Annotated in this window: 17 protein-coding genes; 12 read left to right on the top strand and 5 right to left on the bottom strand. The window is 61.8% G+C overall.

Going from position 1 to position 17,556, the window contains the following annotated elements; genetic code table 11:
• The first annotated feature begins 49 nt into the window (after nt 1-49).
• From rfbB to IFT99_RS05520, 7 genes are all read left to right on the top strand, one after another.
• Nucleotides 50-1,129 (top strand): dTDP-glucose 4,6-dehydratase, encoded by a 1,080-nt coding sequence (rfbB, locus tag IFT99_RS05550; RefSeq protein ID WP_192130735.1) that lies wholly within the window; start codon nt 50-52, stop codon nt 1,127-1,129.
• Nucleotides 1,126-2,001 carry a glucose-1-phosphate thymidylyltransferase RfbA gene (rfbA, locus tag IFT99_RS05545; protein WP_192130734.1) on the top strand — a complete coding sequence of 292 codons (876 nt, stop codon included), beginning with the start codon at nt 1,126-1,128 and terminating at the stop codon, nt 1,999-2,001. Before rfbB ends, rfbA begins: the two co-directional genes overlap by 4 nt.
• The gene (gene rfbC / locus IFT99_RS05540) at nt 1,998-2,543 is read left to right on the top strand and encodes a dTDP-4-dehydrorhamnose 3,5-epimerase (protein WP_192130733.1); all 546 of its coding nucleotides are present in this window, start codon (nt 1,998-2,000) and stop codon (nt 2,541-2,543) included. The genes rfbA and rfbC overlap by 4 nt, the downstream gene beginning before the upstream one ends.
• Entirely contained in the window at nt 2,540-3,421 is an 882-nt protein-coding gene (gene rfbD, locus IFT99_RS05535; RefSeq protein ID WP_192130732.1) for a dTDP-4-dehydrorhamnose reductase, read from the top strand. Before rfbC ends, rfbD begins: the two co-directional genes overlap by 4 nt.
• Nucleotides 3,422-3,510: 89 nt before the next feature.
• Nucleotides 3,511-5,325 (top strand): sensor histidine kinase, encoded by a 1,815-nt coding sequence (locus tag IFT99_RS05530; RefSeq protein ID WP_192130731.1) that lies wholly within the window; start codon nt 3,511-3,513, stop codon nt 5,323-5,325.
• Entirely contained in the window at nt 5,322-6,698 is a 1,377-nt protein-coding gene (locus IFT99_RS05525) for a sigma-54-dependent transcriptional regulator (RefSeq protein WP_192130730.1), read from the top strand. The genes IFT99_RS05530 and IFT99_RS05525 overlap by 4 nt, the downstream gene beginning before the upstream one ends.
• Nucleotides 6,691-7,158, top strand: a complete 468-nt coding sequence (locus tag IFT99_RS05520; protein WP_192130729.1) for a YiiD C-terminal domain-containing protein — start codon at nt 6,691-6,693, stop codon at nt 7,156-7,158. Before IFT99_RS05525 ends, IFT99_RS05520 begins: the two co-directional genes overlap by 8 nt.
• A gap of 30 nt (nt 7,159-7,188) precedes the next feature.
• Here IFT99_RS05520 and cysQ read toward each other — a convergent pair whose 3' ends face one another.
• Nucleotides 7,189-8,031 (bottom strand): 3'(2'),5'-bisphosphate nucleotidase CysQ, encoded by an 843-nt coding sequence (gene cysQ / locus IFT99_RS05515; RefSeq protein WP_192130728.1) that lies wholly within the window; start codon nt 8,029-8,031, stop codon nt 7,189-7,191.
• Nucleotides 8,028-8,594, bottom strand: coding sequence for an ADP compounds hydrolase NudE (gene nudE / locus IFT99_RS05510; protein ID WP_065987420.1), 567 nt, complete (start codon nt 8,592-8,594; stop codon nt 8,028-8,030). The genes cysQ and nudE overlap by 4 nt, the downstream gene beginning before the upstream one ends.
• Nucleotides 8,595-8,690: 96 nt before the next feature.
• Here nudE and yrfG point away from each other — a divergent pair, with 96 nt between their 5' ends.
• Nucleotides 8,691-9,353, top strand: coding sequence for a GMP/IMP nucleotidase (gene yrfG / locus IFT99_RS05505; protein ID WP_065987421.1), 663 nt, complete (start codon nt 8,691-8,693; stop codon nt 9,351-9,353).
• Between the two features lie 132 nt (nt 9,354-9,485).
• Here the strand turns inward: yrfG and lysM are convergent, their stop codons facing one another.
• Nucleotides 9,486-9,932, bottom strand: coding sequence for a peptidoglycan-binding protein LysM (gene lysM, locus IFT99_RS05500; RefSeq protein ID WP_192130727.1), 447 nt, complete (start codon nt 9,930-9,932; stop codon nt 9,486-9,488).
• 171 nt (nt 9,933-10,103) lie between these two features.
• Here lysM and IFT99_RS05495 point away from each other — a divergent pair, with 171 nt between their 5' ends.
• The 4 genes from IFT99_RS05495 to IFT99_RS05480 all read left to right on the top strand — a co-directional run bounded on the left by IFT99_RS05495 (nt 10,104) and on the right by IFT99_RS05480 (nt 15,057).
• Complete coding sequence (locus tag IFT99_RS05495) at nt 10,104-10,991, top strand: LysR family transcriptional regulator (RefSeq protein WP_192130726.1); 888 nt, start codon at nt 10,104-10,106, stop codon at nt 10,989-10,991.
• Nucleotides 10,992-11,085: 94 nt separating this feature from the next.
• Nucleotides 11,086-11,925 carry a formate dehydrogenase accessory sulfurtransferase FdhD gene (fdhD, locus tag IFT99_RS05490; protein ID WP_065987424.1) on the top strand — a complete coding sequence of 280 codons (840 nt, stop codon included), beginning with the start codon at nt 11,086-11,088 and terminating at the stop codon, nt 11,923-11,925.
• A 2-nt stretch (nt 11,926-11,927) separates the two neighbouring features.
• Nucleotides 11,928-14,258 (top strand): FdhF/YdeP family oxidoreductase, encoded by a 2,331-nt coding sequence (locus IFT99_RS05485; protein ID WP_167355775.1) that lies wholly within the window; start codon nt 11,928-11,930, stop codon nt 14,256-14,258.
• A gap of 337 nt (nt 14,259-14,595) precedes the next feature.
• The gene (locus IFT99_RS05480) at nt 14,596-15,057 is read left to right on the top strand and encodes a glycine zipper domain-containing protein (RefSeq protein WP_065987426.1); all 462 of its coding nucleotides are present in this window, start codon (nt 14,596-14,598) and stop codon (nt 15,055-15,057) included.
• A gap of 70 nt (nt 15,058-15,127) precedes the next feature.
• On the opposite strand, the gene IFT99_RS05475 is transcribed toward IFT99_RS05480, so the two are convergent.
• Together IFT99_RS05475 and IFT99_RS05470 are read right to left on the bottom strand one after the other, a co-directional pair.
• Nucleotides 15,128-15,556, bottom strand: coding sequence for an acyl-CoA thioesterase (locus IFT99_RS05475; protein WP_192130725.1), 429 nt, complete (start codon nt 15,554-15,556; stop codon nt 15,128-15,130).
• 54 nt (nt 15,557-15,610) lie between these two features.
• A complete protein-coding gene (locus IFT99_RS05470; RefSeq protein WP_192130724.1) occupies nt 15,611-17,542 on the bottom strand; it encodes a RecQ family ATP-dependent DNA helicase in 1,932 nt (643 codons plus the stop codon).
• Between the last annotated feature and the right edge of the window lie 14 nt (nt 17,543-17,556).

Here is a 17,556-nt window from a genome sequence, read left to right as displayed (position 1 = left end):
GTCCTACGCCTTTATCGTCTTACGTCTTTCCAGGGAAGAAGGTTTATCCATGCGAATACTTGTTACCGGTGGCGCCGGCTTCATCGGCTCTGCGCTGATCCGTCATCTGATCAACAACACCGATCACGACGTTCTCAATTTCGACAAGCTGACCTACGCCGGCAATCTTGAGTCGCTGCAGGGCATCGCCACGAACACTCGGTATGAGTTCGTGCAACAGGACATCGTTGATCAGGCCGCCGTGAGTAAAGTCCTCGCGCGCTTCAAGCCTGACGCGATCATGCACCTGGCGGCTGAATCCCACGTCGACCGCTCGATTGACGGCCCGTCGGAGTTCATCCAGACCAACATCGTCGGCACCTACAGCCTGCTGGAAGCGACCCGCAGCTACTGGCTGACTTTGCCCGACGCCGAGCGCGCCGCCTTCCGCTTTCACCACATCTCCACTGATGAAGTGTATGGCGACCTGCACGGCGTGGACGACCTGTTCACCGAAACCACGCCCTACGCGCCAAGCTCGCCGTACTCGGCCAGCAAAGCGGCGTCGGACCATCTGGTTCGTGCCTGGCAGCGTACCTACGGGCTGCCGGTGGTTGTCACCAACTGCTCGAACAACTACGGCCCGTTCCATTTCCCCGAGAAGCTCATCCCGCTGGTGATTCTCAACGCCCTGGCCGGGAAGCCGCTGCCGGTGTACGGCAACGGCCTGCAAGTGCGTGACTGGCTGTTCGTCGAAGATCACGCCCGCGCACTGCTCAAAGTGGTAACCGAGGGCAAGGTCGGCGAGACCTACAACATTGGCGGCCACAACGAACAAAAGAACATCGACGTCGTGCGCGGCATCTGCGCGCTGCTCGAAGAGCTGGCGCCGGAACAGCGCAAAGGCGTGGCGAACTACGCGGACCTGATCACCTACGTGACCGACCGCCCCGGCCATGACATGCGCTACGCCATCGACGCCAGCAAAATCGAACGCGAACTGGGCTGGACACCGGAAGAGACATTCGAATCCGGCCTGCGCAAAACCGTGCAGTGGTATCTCGACAACCTTGAATGGTGCCGCAACGTGCAAGACGGCAGTTATCAGGGCGAACGCCTGGGCACCAACGTGAAGGAACTGATTGCATGACTAAAGGAATTGTTCTGGCCGGCGGCTCTGGCACGCGCCTGCACCCGATCACCCTCGGGGTCTCCAAACAGCTGTTGCCGATCTACGACAAGCCGATGATCTATTACCCGATCTCGGTGCTGATGCTGGCCGGGATCAAAGACATACTGGTCATCTCGACGCCGCTGGACCTGCCGCAATACAAGGCGCTGCTGGGTGACGGCAGTCAGTTCGGCGTGCGCTTTCATTACGAGGAGCAGCCCAAGCCGGACGGCCTCGCGCAGGCATTCCTGATTGGCGAAGAGTTCATCGGCGATGACTCGGTGTGCCTGATTCTGGGCGACAACATCTTCCACGGTCAGCACTTCAGCGAGCAGCTCAAGCGTGCGGCGGACAACACCGCTGGCGCGACCGTGTTTGGCTACTGGGTCAAGGATCCGGAGCGTTTCGGCGTGATCGATTTCGATGAGCACGGCCACGCGCTGTCCATCGAAGAGAAGCCCAAGGCGCCTAAATCGAGCTACGCCGTGACGGGCTTGTACTTCTACGACAACGAAGTCATTCAGATCGCCAAGGACGTCAAGCCGTCCCCGCGCGGCGAGCTGGAGATCACCGACGTCAACAACGCCTACCTCAAGCGCGGCGACCTGCGCGTCGAGCGCTTTGGCCGCGGCTTCGCCTGGCTCGACACGGGTACCCATGACAGCCTGCTGGACGCATCGCAGTACGTGCAAACCATCGAGCATCGTCAGGGCCTGAAAGTCGCGTGCCTGGAAGAAATCGCTTTCCAGAACGGCTGGATTGACCGCGCTCACCTGTTGAACAGGGCTGACTATTTCGGCAAGACCGGCTACGGTCAGTACCTGTTCAAGATCGCAGGGGAAAGTCAGTGAAAGTGGTTGCCAGCAAGTTGCCTGAAGTCCTCATCATCGAACCCAAAGTGTTCGGCGATGAGCGTGGCTTCTTCTACGAAAGTTTCAACGCCCGGGCCTTCGCCGAGGCCACCGGCGTCGCCGATCAGTTCGTGCAGGACAATCACTCGCGCTCGCAAAAAGGCGTCCTGCGCGGGCTGCATTACCAGATCGAAAACCCGCAGGGCAAACTGGTGCGCGTGACCACTGGCCGCGTGCTGGACATCGCCGTCGACATCCGTCGCAGCTCGCCGCAGTTCGGCCAGTGGTTCGGTCTGGAGCTGTCTGCCGAGAACGCTCGTCAGCTGTGGATTCCCAAGGGTTTCGCCCACGGCTTCGTGGTGTTGAGCGACTATGCCGAGTTCCTCTACAAGACCACCGACTACTACACGCCGTCGGCCGAGCGCTGCATTCGCTGGGACGATCCTGAGCTGGGCATCGACTGGGGCTTGAGCGAAGCGCCTCAACTGTCGGCCAAGGATCAGGTCGGCAAGCTCTTGAAAGACGCGGACCTGTTTCCGTGAGCGGGCCGCTGCGGATTCTGATCAGCGGGCAACAGGGCCAGGTGTCCCAGGCGCTGCAGCAACGCCTGCAGAACATGGGCGAGCTGATCGTGCTGGGTCGCGATCAGCTGGATTTGAGTCAGCCGGAATCCATCCGCCCGGTGGTTCGCGACATCAAGCCTGACCTGATCATCAACGCTGCCGCACACACGGCGGTGGATCAGGCCGAAAGCGAGCCGGACCTGGCCTTCGCCATTAACGCGACGTCTCCCGGTGTGTTTGCTGAAGAAGCCGCCGCGCTAGGCATTCCGCTGGTTCACTATTCCACCGATTACGTGTTCGACGGCAGCAAGGCCGGCGCGTGGGTTGAATCGGACGCGCCTAACCCGCTGGGCGTCTACGGCAGCAGCAAGCTGGCGGGCGAGCGGGCCATCGCCGCAGCCGGCGGGCAGCACCTGATTTTGCGCACGAGCTGGGTGTATTCCCTGACCGGGCGCAACTTTCTGCTGACCATGCAGCGCTTGCTCCAAGACCGCGAGAAGCTGTCGATTGTTGCCGACCAGATCGGCGCACCCACCTGGGCCGGCACCATCGCCGCCAGCACCGGCGCGCTGATTGAACGCTGGCGTGATGGGGCGCCGGGCGCCTGGGGTGTTTATCACCTGACCGCCAGCGGCGAGACGTCCTGGTTCGGGTTCGCTGAAGCGATCGGTCAGCAATTGATCAACAGCGGCAAACCCTGCGCAGTACTTGAGCCGATCGCTTCAAGCGCGTACCCGACGCCGGCCGCACGTCCGCTCAATTCACGCCTGGATTGCAGCCTGTTGCAGCGCGAGTGGGGTGTCAGCCAGCCCGACTGGCACGATGCGTTGCTGGAGTGCTTAGCGCAGCAGCGGTAGGCATAATGGGCCGACTCGATGTTGAGCGGCTGCGGAATACTGATTCATCCGCAGCCGCCCTGCATCGCAACGCACCCACCGGCGATTCCATGATCAGCACTAACGCCCTTCCCCGCCGTCCTCGCTGGCGCAGCCTTGCCTTGCTGGCGCTGATCCTCGCCCCGCTGCTGTGGCCGCTCGAACGCCTGGCCGAACACTATTACCGCAATGAGCTGCTGAGCCAGAATCGCCAGACCCTCGACCTGTACGTTGCCAACCTGCTGGGCACGTTGCACCGCTACGAAGTGCTGCCGCAGATTCTCGGCGACCTGCCCGGGCTGCGCGCCATGCTGGCGAACCCGCAGGACAAACAGGCCCAGGCCCAGGCGAACGTGCTGCTGATGAACACCGCCAGCCAGACCGGCGCGGAGGTGATCTACCTGATGGCGCCCAATGGCGAGACCCTCGCTGCGTCGAACTGGGACAAACGCGACAGCTTCGTCGGCCGCAACTTCGCCTTCCGCCCGTATTTCAGCAACGCCATGGCCGGCAACCTCGGCCGCTTTTTCGGTTTGGGCACGACCTCGGCCAAACGCGGCTACTTCTTCGCCGCCGCCGTGCGCGACGGCGATACCGTGATTGGCGTGCTGGTGGTCAAGGTCGATCTGGACCTCACTGAAACGTTGTGGGGCAAGACGCCAGAGCAGTTGCTCGTCACCGACCACAACGGCGTGGTGATCCTCACCTCCAACCCCAACTGGCGTTTCCGCGCCACGCGCCCGCTCAGCGAGGAAGAAAAGCAGGCCATCGTCGCCATTCAGCCCTACCCGACCCGCGATCCGCGCCCGCTGCAGCTGGATGAAAACGGCTGGCTGACGCAAACCCAGCAGATCGACGAAACCGGCTGGAGCGTTAACATCCTCGCGCCCAAGGTGCTCCTGTCGAGGCCTGTTCGAACCGTCGTGGCGATTGGCGGCGCGGCGTTGCTGGTCTTGATGTTGCTGCTGGGGCTAATGATGCAGAGGCGCAGGCATTATCTGGATCGCATCAACTTCGAGGCCAAGGCGCGCCGTGAACTGGAAGTGCGAGTCGCCGAGCGGACCTGTGACCTGGAAGGCGTCAACCAGCGACTGCGCCAGGAAGTGCTCGAACGCGAGCAGGCGCAGCAAGAACTGTTTCGCGCCCAGGACGAACTGGTTCAGGCCGGCAAGCTGTCGGCGCTGGGCACGATGTCGGCGAGCATCAGCCATGAACTCAACCAGCCGCTGGCGGCCATTCGCAGCTACGCCGAAAACGCTGAAGTGCTGCTCGATCACCAGCGCACCGAAGACGCGCGCGGTAACCTCAAGCTGATCAGCGAACTCACCGGGCGCATGGCGTCGATCATTGCGCACCTGCGCGCCTTCGCCCGCCGCGACCGGCATGCGCCCGAAAGCGTGGCGTTGCAACCGGCGCTGGACGATGCACTGGCCCTGCTTGCCAAGCGACGGCGAGCGATGGAAGTGGAACTGATTCGTGACCTGCCCGCCGCCACCTTGTGGGTGCAGGCCGGCGAGACGCGCCTGCGTCAGGTGCTGGGCAATCTGCTGGCGAACGCGCTGGACGCACTGACCGAGAAAGGCCCGCCGCGCAAATTGTGGATCAGCGCCGAGTACAACGCCGAGGGTGTCAATCTGTTCATCCGTGACAACGGCCCGGGCTTTTCACAAGAGGCACTGGAGCACGCCCGCGAGCCGTTCTTCACCACCAAGACACGCACACAGGGACTCGGCCTGGGCCTGGCGATCTGCGATACGCTGATGCGCGCCCTGGGTGGCGAGCTGCTGTTCGCCAATCACCCGGAAGGCGGCGCGCTGCTGACGTTGCGGATGCGCACCGGCGCCTCGGGCGTCAACCTTCAACCGTCTGAGGACTTATCTGCATGAGCACCGACGCCATCGACAGCCGCATTCAGGTGGTGCTGATCGACGACGACCCGCACCTGCGCCAGGCGCTGAGCCAGACGCTGGACCTCGCCGGCCTGAAAATCCTGCCGCTGAGCGACGCCAAAGGGCTGCAAGCGCGCTTCGAGCGCGACTGGCCGGGCGTCATCGTCAGCGACATTCGCATGCCGGGGATTGACGGCCTCGAACTGCTCCACCAGCTGCACGCCCAGGATCCTGAGCTGCCGGTGCTACTGATCACCGGCCACGGCGACGTACCGCTGGCAGTGCAGGCCATGCGCGCGGGTGCTTACGATTTTCTGGAAAAACCCTTCGCCAGCGACGCACTGCTCGACAGCGTGCGGCGGGCTCTGGCGCTGCGCCGGCTGGTGCTGGACAACCGCAGCCTGCGCCTTGAGCTCAGCGATCGTCAGCAACTGAGCACGCGACTGGTGGGGTTGTCTGCCCCCATTCAGCGCCTGCGCGATCAGATCGGGGCGCTGGCCGCGACCAAGGCCGACGTGTTGATTCTCGGTGAAACCGGTGCCGGCAAGGAAGTGGTCGCCCGCGCCCTTCACGATTTGTCCAATCGCAGAAACGGTCCGTTCGTGGCGATCAACGCAGGGGCGCTGGCCGAGTCGGTGGTGGAAAGCGAGCTGTTCGGCCACGAGTCGGGGGCTTTTACCGGCGCGCAAAAGCGGCGCATCGGCAAGTTCGAATTCGCCAACGGCGGCACGCTGTTTCTGGATGAAATCGAAAGCATGAGCATGGACGTTCAGGTCAAGCTGCTGCGCTTGCTGCAAGAGCGCGTGGTCGAGCGCCTGGGCGGGAATCAGCAGATCCCGTTGGACATCCGGGTGATCGCGGCGACCAAGGAGGACCTGCGTCAGGCCGCGGATCAAGGGCGTTTCCGGCCCGACTTGTATTACCGCCTTAACGTCGCCCCATTGCGCATTCCGCCGCTGCGCGAGCGTGGCGAAGATGCACTGGTGCTGTTCCAGCATTTCGCCGACACCGCCAGTTTGCGCCACGGCCTGCCACGCCATGAACTGCAGCCTGGGCATCGTGCGCTGCTGCTGCGCCACACCTGGCCGGGCAACGTTCGTGAACTGCAGAACGCCGCCGAGCGTTTCGCTTTGGGCCTTGAGCTGGAACTGGAAGGCGAGGCGCAGCCAGATCTGGTGGCGTCCAATGGCGGGCTGAGCGAGCAGGTCGAGGCGTTCGAGCGAGCATTGATCGCCGCCGAATTGACCCGCCCGCACACCTCGGTCCGTAGCCTCGCCGAAGCGTTGGGCCTGCCACGCAAAACCCTGCACGACAAACTGCGCAAGCACGGGCTGACCTTCAACGGCGCGGGGTCCGACGACAATGACTGACCTGCATCGCTTGTCTGCTGAAGACCTGGAAGCGGTGCTGCACCGGGACATTCCCCTCACCCGGGAGATGGGCATCAAGGTGCTGGGCTGGCAAGACCATCAACTCCGTCTGCACCTGCCGTTGGCGCCCAACGTCAATCACAAGAACACCTTGTTCGGCGGCAGCCTGTATTGCGGCGCGGTACTGGCAGGATGGGGCTGGTTGTATTTGCGGCTCAAAGAAGCCGGGATCGACGACGGGCACATCGTGATCCAGGACGGCCAGATCAGTTATCCCCTGCCGGTCACCCGCGACGGAGTTGCCGTTTGTGACGCACCGGATGAAGCGAGCTGGGAGAAATTCCTCAAGCTCTACCAACGCCGCGGCCGCGCACGACTGGCGCTGCACACCCGGATCGTGGCGGAAGATTCAGAAGAAACAGCAGTGGAATTCGTCGGGCAGTTCGTGCTGCATCGCTGAACACACGCTCCTACGAGGGAACCGAAAGCTTCAGGTCAGCGCCAGCGCCAGCAACGCGTCGCGCCACGTGGCTTCCCCCGGTAGCGCCAGGAAGTACGAATTCAGCAGTGTCTCCCGCGCTGGATATTCGAACGTCGTGCCGTCCAGGTTCAATACCACGCCGCCCGCGCCTTCCACGACACCTTGGGCCGCAGCCGTGTCCCACTGAGAGGTGGGCGCCAGACGCGGGTAGCAATCGGCAGCCCCTTCGGCCAACAGGCAAAACTTCAGCGAGCTGCCGATATTGGCCAGCTCCAATTCACCCACCACTTCCGACAAACCGGCCAGCAACTTCTGTTGCTCGGGGCTTGAGTGACGCCGGCTGGCGACCACGGTGAACGCTTCCCCCGCGCCCGGCTCATTGCGCACGCTGATCGGCGCCAGGTGCTGCGAATCGTCACTGCGCCACGCGCCCAGCCCGGCGCCACCGAAATAGCAGCGGTTGTTGGTCGGCATCGACACCACGCCAAACACCACGCGACCGTTCTCGATCAGCGCCACGTTGACGGTGAACTCTTCACTGCCGGCAATGAATTCCTTGGTGCCATCCAGCGGGTCCACCAGCCACCAGCGCTGCCACTGACTGCGCTCGCTCAACGGAATATTCGCGTCCTCTTCGGACAGAATAGGAATGCTCGGACCCAGCGCCTTGAGCCCCGCCACCAACAGCTCATGGGCGGCCAGATCAGCAGCCGTTACCGGCGAGTCGTCCGACTTGACCGCGACCTCCACGCCTGCGCGCCAGAACGGCAGAATAACTTCCCCAGCCTGGCGGCAAAGCTCGATGACGGGGACAAGCAGCGGGTGCGGCAATGGCGCGAATGTCGGGTTCATGGCAGGAAATCCCCACGCTCGGCCAGCAGGTCGCGGGCAAGGTACAACGCAGCCAGCGCGCGCCCCTCAGTGAACTGCGGGTTCTGAACCAGAGCGGCAAGCTCGCGCAGATTGACCTTGTCCACACGCATCGGCTCAGGCTCGTCGCCGGGCAGCGTTTCTTCATACAAATCGGTGGCCAGCACGACCTGGATTTTCTGGCTCATGTAGCCCGGCGAAAGCGACAGTTCGGTCAGGTGCACCAAGGTCCGCGCGCCATAACCGGCTTCTTCCTTGAGCTCGCGATTGGCTGCGGCCAGCACGTCCTCGCCCGGCTCGATCAAGCCCTTGGGCAGCGACAGCTCGTACTGGTCAGTGCCGCCGCAGTATTCCTCGATCAGCACGGCGTGATCGGCGTCGAGCATGGCCACGATCATTACCGCGCCATAACCGCTGCCGCTGCCGACCAACCGCTCGTAGGTGCGCTCGACGCCGTTGGAAAAGCGCAGCTGCACTTCTTCAACGCGGAACAGGCGGCTGCTCGCGACGATTTCGCGAGAGAGGACGGTAGGTTTCTGCTGCATGACGAGCTCCTTGGCGTAGTCGGGTTACTATACCGTGGCTTTTGCGGATGTCTTCGCCGCAAACCCACGCGACCCCTCCAACGCCGAGAGACCTGCATGCCTTCTTTGCCCTGGCGCGATATCGACACCGTTCTGCTGGATATGGACGGCACCCTGCTCGACCTGCATTTCGACAATCACTTCTGGCTGGAGCATCTGCCCAGGCGCTACGCCGAAGTGCACGGGGTCAGCCTGGCAATGGCGCAGCTGGAGCTGATGCCGCTCTTCGAAAAAAACGCCGGCACCCTCAACTGGTACTGCACCGACTTCTGGAGTTCGGAGTTGAACCTGCCGGTGAAAGACCTGAAAGTCGAGATCGCCCACCTCATCGCCTTGCGCCCCGATGCCGAGACGTTTCTGGCCGCCATCAAGCAGGCCGGCAAACGGGTGATCATGATTACCAACGCTCACCGTGACTCGCTGTCGCTGAAGATGGAAAGACTGGAACTGGCGCCCTACTTCGAACGTTTAATCAGCTCCCACGACTATGGCTATCCCAAGGAACACCCGCAGTTCTGGGATGCGCTGCAGGACGACATCAAGTTTGACCCGGCGCGCAGCCTGTTCATCGACGACACCTTGCCGATCTTGCGCAGCGCTGGGCGATACGGGATCGGCCACTTGCTGGCCGTGCGCGAACCGGACAGCCGCAAAGGGCCCAAAGACACCGAAGAATTCGAAGCCGTTGAGGATTATCGGGCGTTGATGAAGGGGTTATAAGCGCAAAACGCAGCAGGAGCACGCTTACCCGCTTAACTCGCACACCCCACCCAAACATGGGTCGGGATGTCCGAATGTCGCCGGTAAGGGCGCTCCTGCAAGAGTCGGCGTACGGTCAGTAAGACCGCCGCGTTACTCAGGAATACGCAGAGACTGACCTGGGTAGATCTTGTTTACGTCCTTCAGCATCGGCTTGTTGGCGTCGAAGATCTTCTGATACTTGTTGGCATCGCCATACACGCGCAACGAGATGGCGCTGAGGGTATCGCCCTTCTGCACAGTGACCAACGTCGCAGCAACCACAGCAGGCGCCCCAGCCGCGATGGTCAGTTGATCATCAACACTGCCAACACCGGCGATGTTACCGGCAGCCAGCACGATCTTCTCTTTCTCTTCCTGACTGGCGACTTCGCCCGTCAAGGTGATCTTGTCGCCGTCGACCGTCGCATGTACGTTGGGATTGCCCAGCCCGACAGACTCGATGTGCTTTTTCAGCTCTTCGCTGGCGTTGGCGTTTCCTGGGGTGAGCAGGTCGATAAGCTTCTCACCGGCTTCCTTCACAAAACTGAACAGACTCATGGGTTTCTCCTTGGTGACGTCGTAGTGTCGTTGTGGTTTCCCGCGCAACATCTGTTCCGCTGACATTGCCCGACAAACCTCCGACCCGTGGCCGGGTCTCAAGGTTTCAAGCCATTGGACGTTCGGTCGCGATAGACTTCGCCGGGCCAGCCTGTGCCTCAAGGAATGAAGATGGACATTAAACAGCTGAAATTTCTGATCGCCCTCGACGAAACCCGTCACTTCGGGCAAGCGGCTGCGCGTTGCCATATCACGCAACCGACACTGTCGATGCGTCTGCGCAGCCTCGAAGAAGAGCTGGACCTGCCGCTGGTCAATCGTGGCCAACGTTTCGAAGGATTCACCGCCCCGGGCGAACGCGTCCTGGCCTGGGCGCGCACGGTGCTGGCGGCCTACGACGGTTTGCAGGCTGAAGCGGCCGCCTGTCGCGGGAATCTGGTTGGCACATTACGGCTGGGCGTGGTGCCGCTGTCGAATTTCGATCCATTGCCCTTGCTGCAACGTCTGCATTCTCTGCACCCGAGCATGCGCTTTGAGCTTTCATCGCTGAGCTCCGAGCAGATCCTCGATCAACTCGCCAGCAACCGCCTGGACCTCGGGGTTTCGTACCTCGACCGACTCGACTCCGAGCGCTTCGACTCATTGGAACTGGCCGAAACCCGCATGGGGGTGATGTACGACCAGCGTTATTTCAGTTTTACCGAAGCGACATCGAGCTGGGAAAGCCTGACCGAACTGCCCCTTGGGCTGCTCACCAGTGGCATGCATTTTCGGCAATCCATCGATCACAACTTTCACAGCCGCGGCCTTCATCCGCAGCCGATCATCCAGACCGATGCGGTCCATCAGCTGCTGCAAGCGGTGCATGGCGGGTTCTGCTGCGCGATCATGCCGCTGGACGGCGGCCTTGAATCACTGACCGAGCACCTCCGACTGCAGCCGATTGAAGAGGCACAAACCCTGGCGCGGCTCGGCTTGATCATGCGTCGCTCGGCACCGCGGTCGGCACTGGCTGAAGCCTGCCTGGCGCTTTACCACACGATGATGGAGGCGTCTTGATCGACATCATCTATCGGTGCATCAGTACTAGCGATTAGACGTAATCCGACCGGAGGCCTAGGCTTAAGCCTAATCAATCTGCCGGTCACCCCCGATGCACGCCAAGCACATGGATATCACGGCGCCCGCACAACAATTGCCCGCGCCCGCCGCAAGCCAGTCCTACAGCTATACGAACCTCGAACACGATGTCAGCGAGCCCAATGTGCTTGCCGAGGAAGTCGCGTTGGCGATTGCCTATAACGGCATCAGCCAGGCGGTCATGCTGGTCACGCCCACTGACCTGGAAGATTTCATCGTCGGCTTCAGCGTCGGCAGCGGTCTCATCGAATCACCGGATGAGATCTACGACATCAAGCTCGGTGGCTGCGGCTCTGCGCAGACCGCAGAAGTCGAAATCGCCAGCCGCGCCTTCTGGAACCTCAAGACCCAACGTCGGCAACTGGCCGGCACCAGCGGTTGCGGCCTCTGTGGCGTCGAAGCCGTCGAGCAGGCATTGCCCGAGCTCAACGTGCTGCCCGGCGCGCCCCTTCCCCCCGCCGAATGGCTGAAAGGTCTGCGCGAGCGTATGGGCCAATTTCAGCCGTTGGGCGAACACTGCGGCGCGGTCCATGCGGCGATGTTTATGGACGCTCGAGGCGAAATTCTTTTAGGTCGTGAAGACATCGGCCGACATAACGCTCTGGACAAGCTGATCGGCGCGCTGATTCGTCAGGACATCCCGACCACGGGCGGTCTGGCCATCGTCACCAGCCGCTGCAGTCTGGAGCTCATTCAAAAAGTATTACGTGCCGGCATTCAGACCCTCGTCAGCCTGTCATCGCCCACCGGCCTGGCGCTGCAATGGGCTCGCCGCCACAACCTAAACCTCATTCATCTGCCTAAACACAGTGCGCCGCGGGTTTACAGTCCTGCGTTGGAGAATCAAGCGTGAGCATGCATAAAGAAGCCGACAAGGTATCGACCCCCCGCTACAAGCCCTACAAAGGCCCGGCCGGCGGATGGGGCGCATTGATCAGCGTCGCCCACTTCTGGCTGACCAGCGACAACGCCCTGAAGAACATCCGCACGATGCTCAAGACCAACCAGAACGGCGGCTTCGACTGCCCGGGTTGCGCGTGGGGTGATTCGCCGGAAAGCGGCATGGTCAAGTTCTGCGAGAACGGCGCCAAGGCAGTGAACTGGGAAGCGACCAAGCGCCGCGTCGATGCGTCCTTCTTCGCCCGCTACAGCGTCAGCTCGCTGCTTGAGCAAAGTGATTACTGGCTGGAATATCAGGGCCGTCTGACCGAGCCAATGGTCTACGACGCCCAGACCGATCGCTACAAGCCGATTGCCTGGGACGACGCCTTTGCGCTGATTGCCAAGCACCTGAACAATCTGCCGAACCCGAACATGGCCGAGTTCTACACCTCGGGCCGTGCCAGCAACGAAGCGGCGTATCTGTATCAGCTGTTCGTGCGTGCCTTCGGCACCAACAACTTCCCCGACTGCTCGAACATGTGCCATGAAGCGAGCGGCGTTGCTTTGTCGCAAAGCGTGGGCGTGGGCAAAGGCACCGTAACGTTTGATGACTTCGAGCACGCGGATGCGATTTTCGTCCTCGGTCAGAACCCGGGCACCAACCACCCGCGCATGCTGGAACCGCTGCGTGAAGCGGTCAAACGCGGCGCGCAAGTGGTGTGCGTCAACCCGCTGAAAGAGCGCGGTCTGGAGCGTTTCCAGCACCCTCAGCACCCGCTGGAAATGCTCAGCAACGGCTCCGAGCCGACCAACACGGCGTATTTCCGTCCGGCACTGGGCGGCGACATGGCCCTGCTGCGCGGCATGGCCAAGTTCCTGCTGCAGTGGGAACGCGAAGCCCAGGCGAACAACGAGCCATCGGTGTTCGATCACACCTTCCTCAACGAACACACCAATGGCGTGCTGGAATACCTCGCTGCCATTGACGACACCTCGTGGGAATTCATCGTCGAGCAATCGGGTCTGCCACTGACCGACATCGAACTCGCCGCGCGGATGTATGCCAAAGGCAAAAACGTGATCATGTGCTGGGCGATGGGCATCACTCAGCATCGCCATTCGGTGCCGACCATCCAGGAAGTCTCCAACCTGATGCTGCTGCGCGGCAACATCGGTCGGCCAGGCGCAGGCCTGTGCCCGGTGCGCGGTCACAGTAACGTGCAGGGCGACCGCACGATGGGCATCAACGAACGTCCGCCGGCGTTTTTCCTCGATGCGCTGGAGAAACGTTTCCAGTTTAAAGTGCCGCGTGAAAACGGCCATAACGTCGTCGAAGCGATTCACGCGATGCTCGAAGGCCGCGCGAAAGTCTTCATCGGTCTGGGCGGCAACTTCGCTCAAGCCACCCCGGACAGCCCGCGCACTTTCGAAGCCCTGAGCAACTGCGACCTGACCGTCCAGATCAGCACCAAGCTCAACCGCAGCCACCTGGCCCACGGCAAGGAAGCGCTGATTCTGCCGTGCTTCGGCCGTACCGACATCGACATCCAGGCCGAAGGCCCGCAAGCGGTAACGGTTGAAGATTCGTTCAGCATGGTCCACGCGTCCAACGGTCAGCTGAAGCCGCTGTCGCCGCAGATGCGTTCCGAGCCTGCGATCCTGGCGGGCATTGCCAACGCAACACTGGGCAAGCAGCCGGTGGACTGGCTGTGGCTGGTGGCGGACTACAGCCGCATTCGCGACCTGATCGCCGACACCATTCCGTCATTCCAGAACTTCAACGAGAAGATCAAAAACCCGGGCGGCTTCTACCTGGGCAACGCCGCAGGCTCCCGTCGCTGGAACACGCCGAGTGCGCGGGCCAACTTCAAGGCGAACGTATTGCCGAGCGACCTGGTGCATGAAAGCATTCGCGGGACAGGCATCGTGCCGGACCTGATCATGCAATCGATGCGTTCTCACGATCAGTACAACACCACCATCTATGGCCTGGACGACCGTTACCGCGGCGTGAAAGGTCAGCGTGACGTGATGTTCGTGAACGAGGCCGACATCATTCGTCTGGGCTTCGTACCCGGTCAGAAAGTCGACATCGTGTCGATCTGGGGCGATGCCATCGAACGTCGCGTGAAGGGCTTCACACTGCTGCCGTTCGACATTCCGGCCGGCCAGGCTGCAGCGTATTACCCGGAAGTGAACCCGCTGGTACCGCTGGAAAGCGTGGGCGACGGCAGCAGCACGCCGACGTCCAAGTTCGTGGCGATCAAGCTGGAACGGCATACGGAGACAGCGCGGATTATTTGATCCTGAGCTGAAGAACCTTGTAGGAGCACGCTTGCCCGCGAAGACCTGCTTTCAGCCTCCGGAGAAAAAGGCTGAAGGTCCCGGCCCCTTCGTGAGCAAGCTCACTCCCACAGGTTCCTTGCGGCGATAGCAGGATATATCGCCACAAAAAAAAGGCCCGAATCGCGAGATTCGGGCCTTTATCAAGTAGCGTATGACTCACCAATACGACTTCGGTTCCCAAGCCAAAACAATAAGTTAGCGTTTTGTATACAGGTCGTGTTATTCGTCGGATTTAGATTGTGACATTTTCTTCATGATCGCAGGATCGCGGCGTCATCCCTATGAGCATCCATACATGAAGTATTCCTCGATTCTGTTGTTATCGTTCTCACTGGTCAGCGGTTTTGCCTCAGCAGGCGATAACGTGACGGCCGGCGTGGGCGGCGCATTGGGTGGGGTACTCGGCTCCGTCGTTGGCCAACAGGTCGGCGGCAGCACAGGTTCGGCAATCGGAGCCGGCCTTGGCGGCGCGGCTGGTGGCGCAGTGGGCGCAAACCGCCGGAACCGTACCGAAGCCGCCATAGGCGGCGGCCTGGGTGCTGCTGGCGGCAACGTAGTCGGTCGCAGCGTCGGTGGCAGCACCGGCAGTCTGATTGGCGCAGCAGCAGGCGGCGGCGCGGGCGGCGCACTCGGCAACTACATGGGCGACGAAAGCCGCCGTGACGATGACCGAGGCCGTGGCTACCGTGGCGATCGCCGCGACTACAAACACGGTCGCGGCCACGCGCACGGTCATCGCAAACACCATCGTGACTGATGCCGTCGAGCCCGACTCGCGCACCTGACCCGATGAACACCGGCCGCCCATAAAGCGGCCGGTATCATTTTCAGACCACCAAACGCTCAAGCGCCTGCCGCAACGCCGCAGGGATCGGCACCGGCTGATTGGATGCCCGATCCACGAATACATGCACGAAGCGTCCTGCCGCCCGCGCCTCGTCTTCCCCCGCCTTGAACACCGCCAGCTCATATTGCACCGAGCTGTTGCCCAGCTTGCCAACCCGTAGCCCGACCTCGATCGGCTCCGGATAGGCAATCGACGCAAAGTAATCGCACGACGAACTCACCACAAAACCCAGCGCTTCACCGTCATGGATATCCAGTCCGCCCTGTTCGATCAGGTAGGTATTCACCGCGCTGTCAAAGAAGCTGTAGTACGTGACGTTGTTGATGTGGCCGTACACATCGTTGTCGTGCCAACGCGTCACGATTGGCTGGAAGTGGCGATAGTCGGCGCGCTGCGGGGTGTCGTTCATGGGGTTCCCTCCGGTTTGTCTGCTGTGCTTCCTGGTTGATGAAATCCGTGACCGCTATTGAATCTGGCGCTGAATCCATTCCCGCACGTCCGCATACGGGTAAGCCTCCAGCGCCGCGAAACCGCCGATGTTCCGGGCCTTGAGCCGGGTAAACATCGGCACGCTAATCCCACACAGAAACCGCGTCAGGCACTCCGCGCCCGGCTCATGCCCTCGGGCCTCGAGGTGCTTGCCGACGAACTCGCTGCATAGATCCGCGAAGTCCTGCTCGCTCAACGGCGTCAAGGCTGGCGGCTCGGGGAGCACCGCCACATGCCCCTCACACACCGAGCAGTGGCCGCAATGCGCGGGCGCACGGTCGTCGCCAAAGTATTGAGCCAGACGATGACTGAGGCACTGCTGGCTGGCAAACAGCTCGAGCATGGCGTGGATGCGCGCGACCTCGGTTTTTTCGTGGTGGACGAAGTAGTCATGCAACTCTTCGCTCAGGGCCTGGGCGTCGAAGTCGGCGGCGATCAGGCTGAAGACCTCGGTCATCTGCTTGCTTTCGAGTTCGATCCAGCCCTTCTCCTGAAAGAAATCCAGCGCCGTTACCACGCGCCCGCGCTCGGCCTGATACTGCTGGTACATGGCGTCGAAGTTGACGGTTGCCCACGTCCGCGCCCGGCTTGACGTCTCGGTCAGCGCCTGCACGAATTCGCGTCGTTCGCCTTGAAAGCGCTGCACCAGCACCTGCGGTTCAATCAGGTATTTGAAGCGGTATTCCGCGAAGTACGAATAACGCGGCGCAATGATCCCGCGCAGCTCCAGTTGCACCAACAGCGTTTTGAGCGGCAGTTGACGGATATTGCTGAGGTCCGACAAGGGCGCCAGCAGAAACTCCCACTGACTGTCGTTACGCGCGCCCTGCAGATCTTCCAGCACCAGCCGGATGCCTTCCTGCTCCGGTGTGTCGCCGTACACGAAGTTCTCCAGCACGTTCAGGCTGTCGCGATTGGCCAGCACCAGACACTCCGACGTCGCCCCGTCCCGGCCCGCACGACCGATCTCCTGGCTGTAGTTCTCGATGGATTTGGGCAAATCGAAATGCACGACGTTGCGGATGTCACTCTTGTCGATGCCCATCCCGAAAGCGATGGTGGCGACGATGCAGTTCAGACGCCCGTCCATGAACTGCCGCTGGATCGACTCGCGCTTATCGTGGGGCAGACCGGCATGGTAGGCGTACGCCGGGATGCCGTTCTGCGACAGGTGAGCCGCCACGAACTCGGCGGTCTTCTGCAGCGTAACGTAGACAATGCTCGGCTGACCGGCCCGTTCGCCAAGCCACTCCACCAGACGCCGGCGCTTGTCCCGGCCTGCAACCGGCTCGACCCGCAGCGTGAGGTTGGGCCGGTAGAAACCCGTTGTCACCACATCGTCCAGGGCGATGCCGAACTTGCTCTGCATGTCACTGATGACTTGGGGCGTCGCTGTCGCTGTCAGGAGCAGCGCCTGGGGGATATTGAACTCGCGCTGGTAGTCAGGGAGCTTCAGATAATCAGGCCGGAAGTTGTGGCCCCACTCGGAAATGCAGTGGGCCTCGTCCACTACAAGCAGCGAAATCGGCACCTGAGTGATGAAATGCCGGAAGCGCTCGTTCTTCAGGCGCTCGACGGAGATCATCAGGATTTTCAACTCGCCGGAGCGCGCCCTGGCCATGACGTCGGCGACGTCATCACGACTTTGCGCGGAGTCGATGCTCGCCGCCGCAATGCCGTGTCGCTGAAGGAAAGCCAGTTGGTCCTGAATCAGCGCCAACAGCGGTGATACCACCAGCGTCAGATGCGGCAGCAGCAATGCCGGCAGCTGGTAGCAGAGGGATTTACCGGACCCCGTGGGAAAGATCGCTGCGGCGGAGCGCCCTGCCAACACGGCACTGATGGCGGCCTCTTGTCCGGCGCGAAACTGCCGATAACCGAAAACCTGCTCAAGGGTTTGATGCATGTGCTGCCACTCCT

Origin of the sequence: Pseudomonas sp. CFBP 8772, from assembly GCF_014841665.1 — a bacterium.
Classification (GTDB): domain Bacteria; phylum Pseudomonadota; class Gammaproteobacteria; order Pseudomonadales; family Pseudomonadaceae; genus Aquipseudomonas; species Aquipseudomonas graminis_B.
Note: the sequence above shows the minus strand (reverse complement) of the source record. Positions and strands in the feature narration are given on the sequence as shown.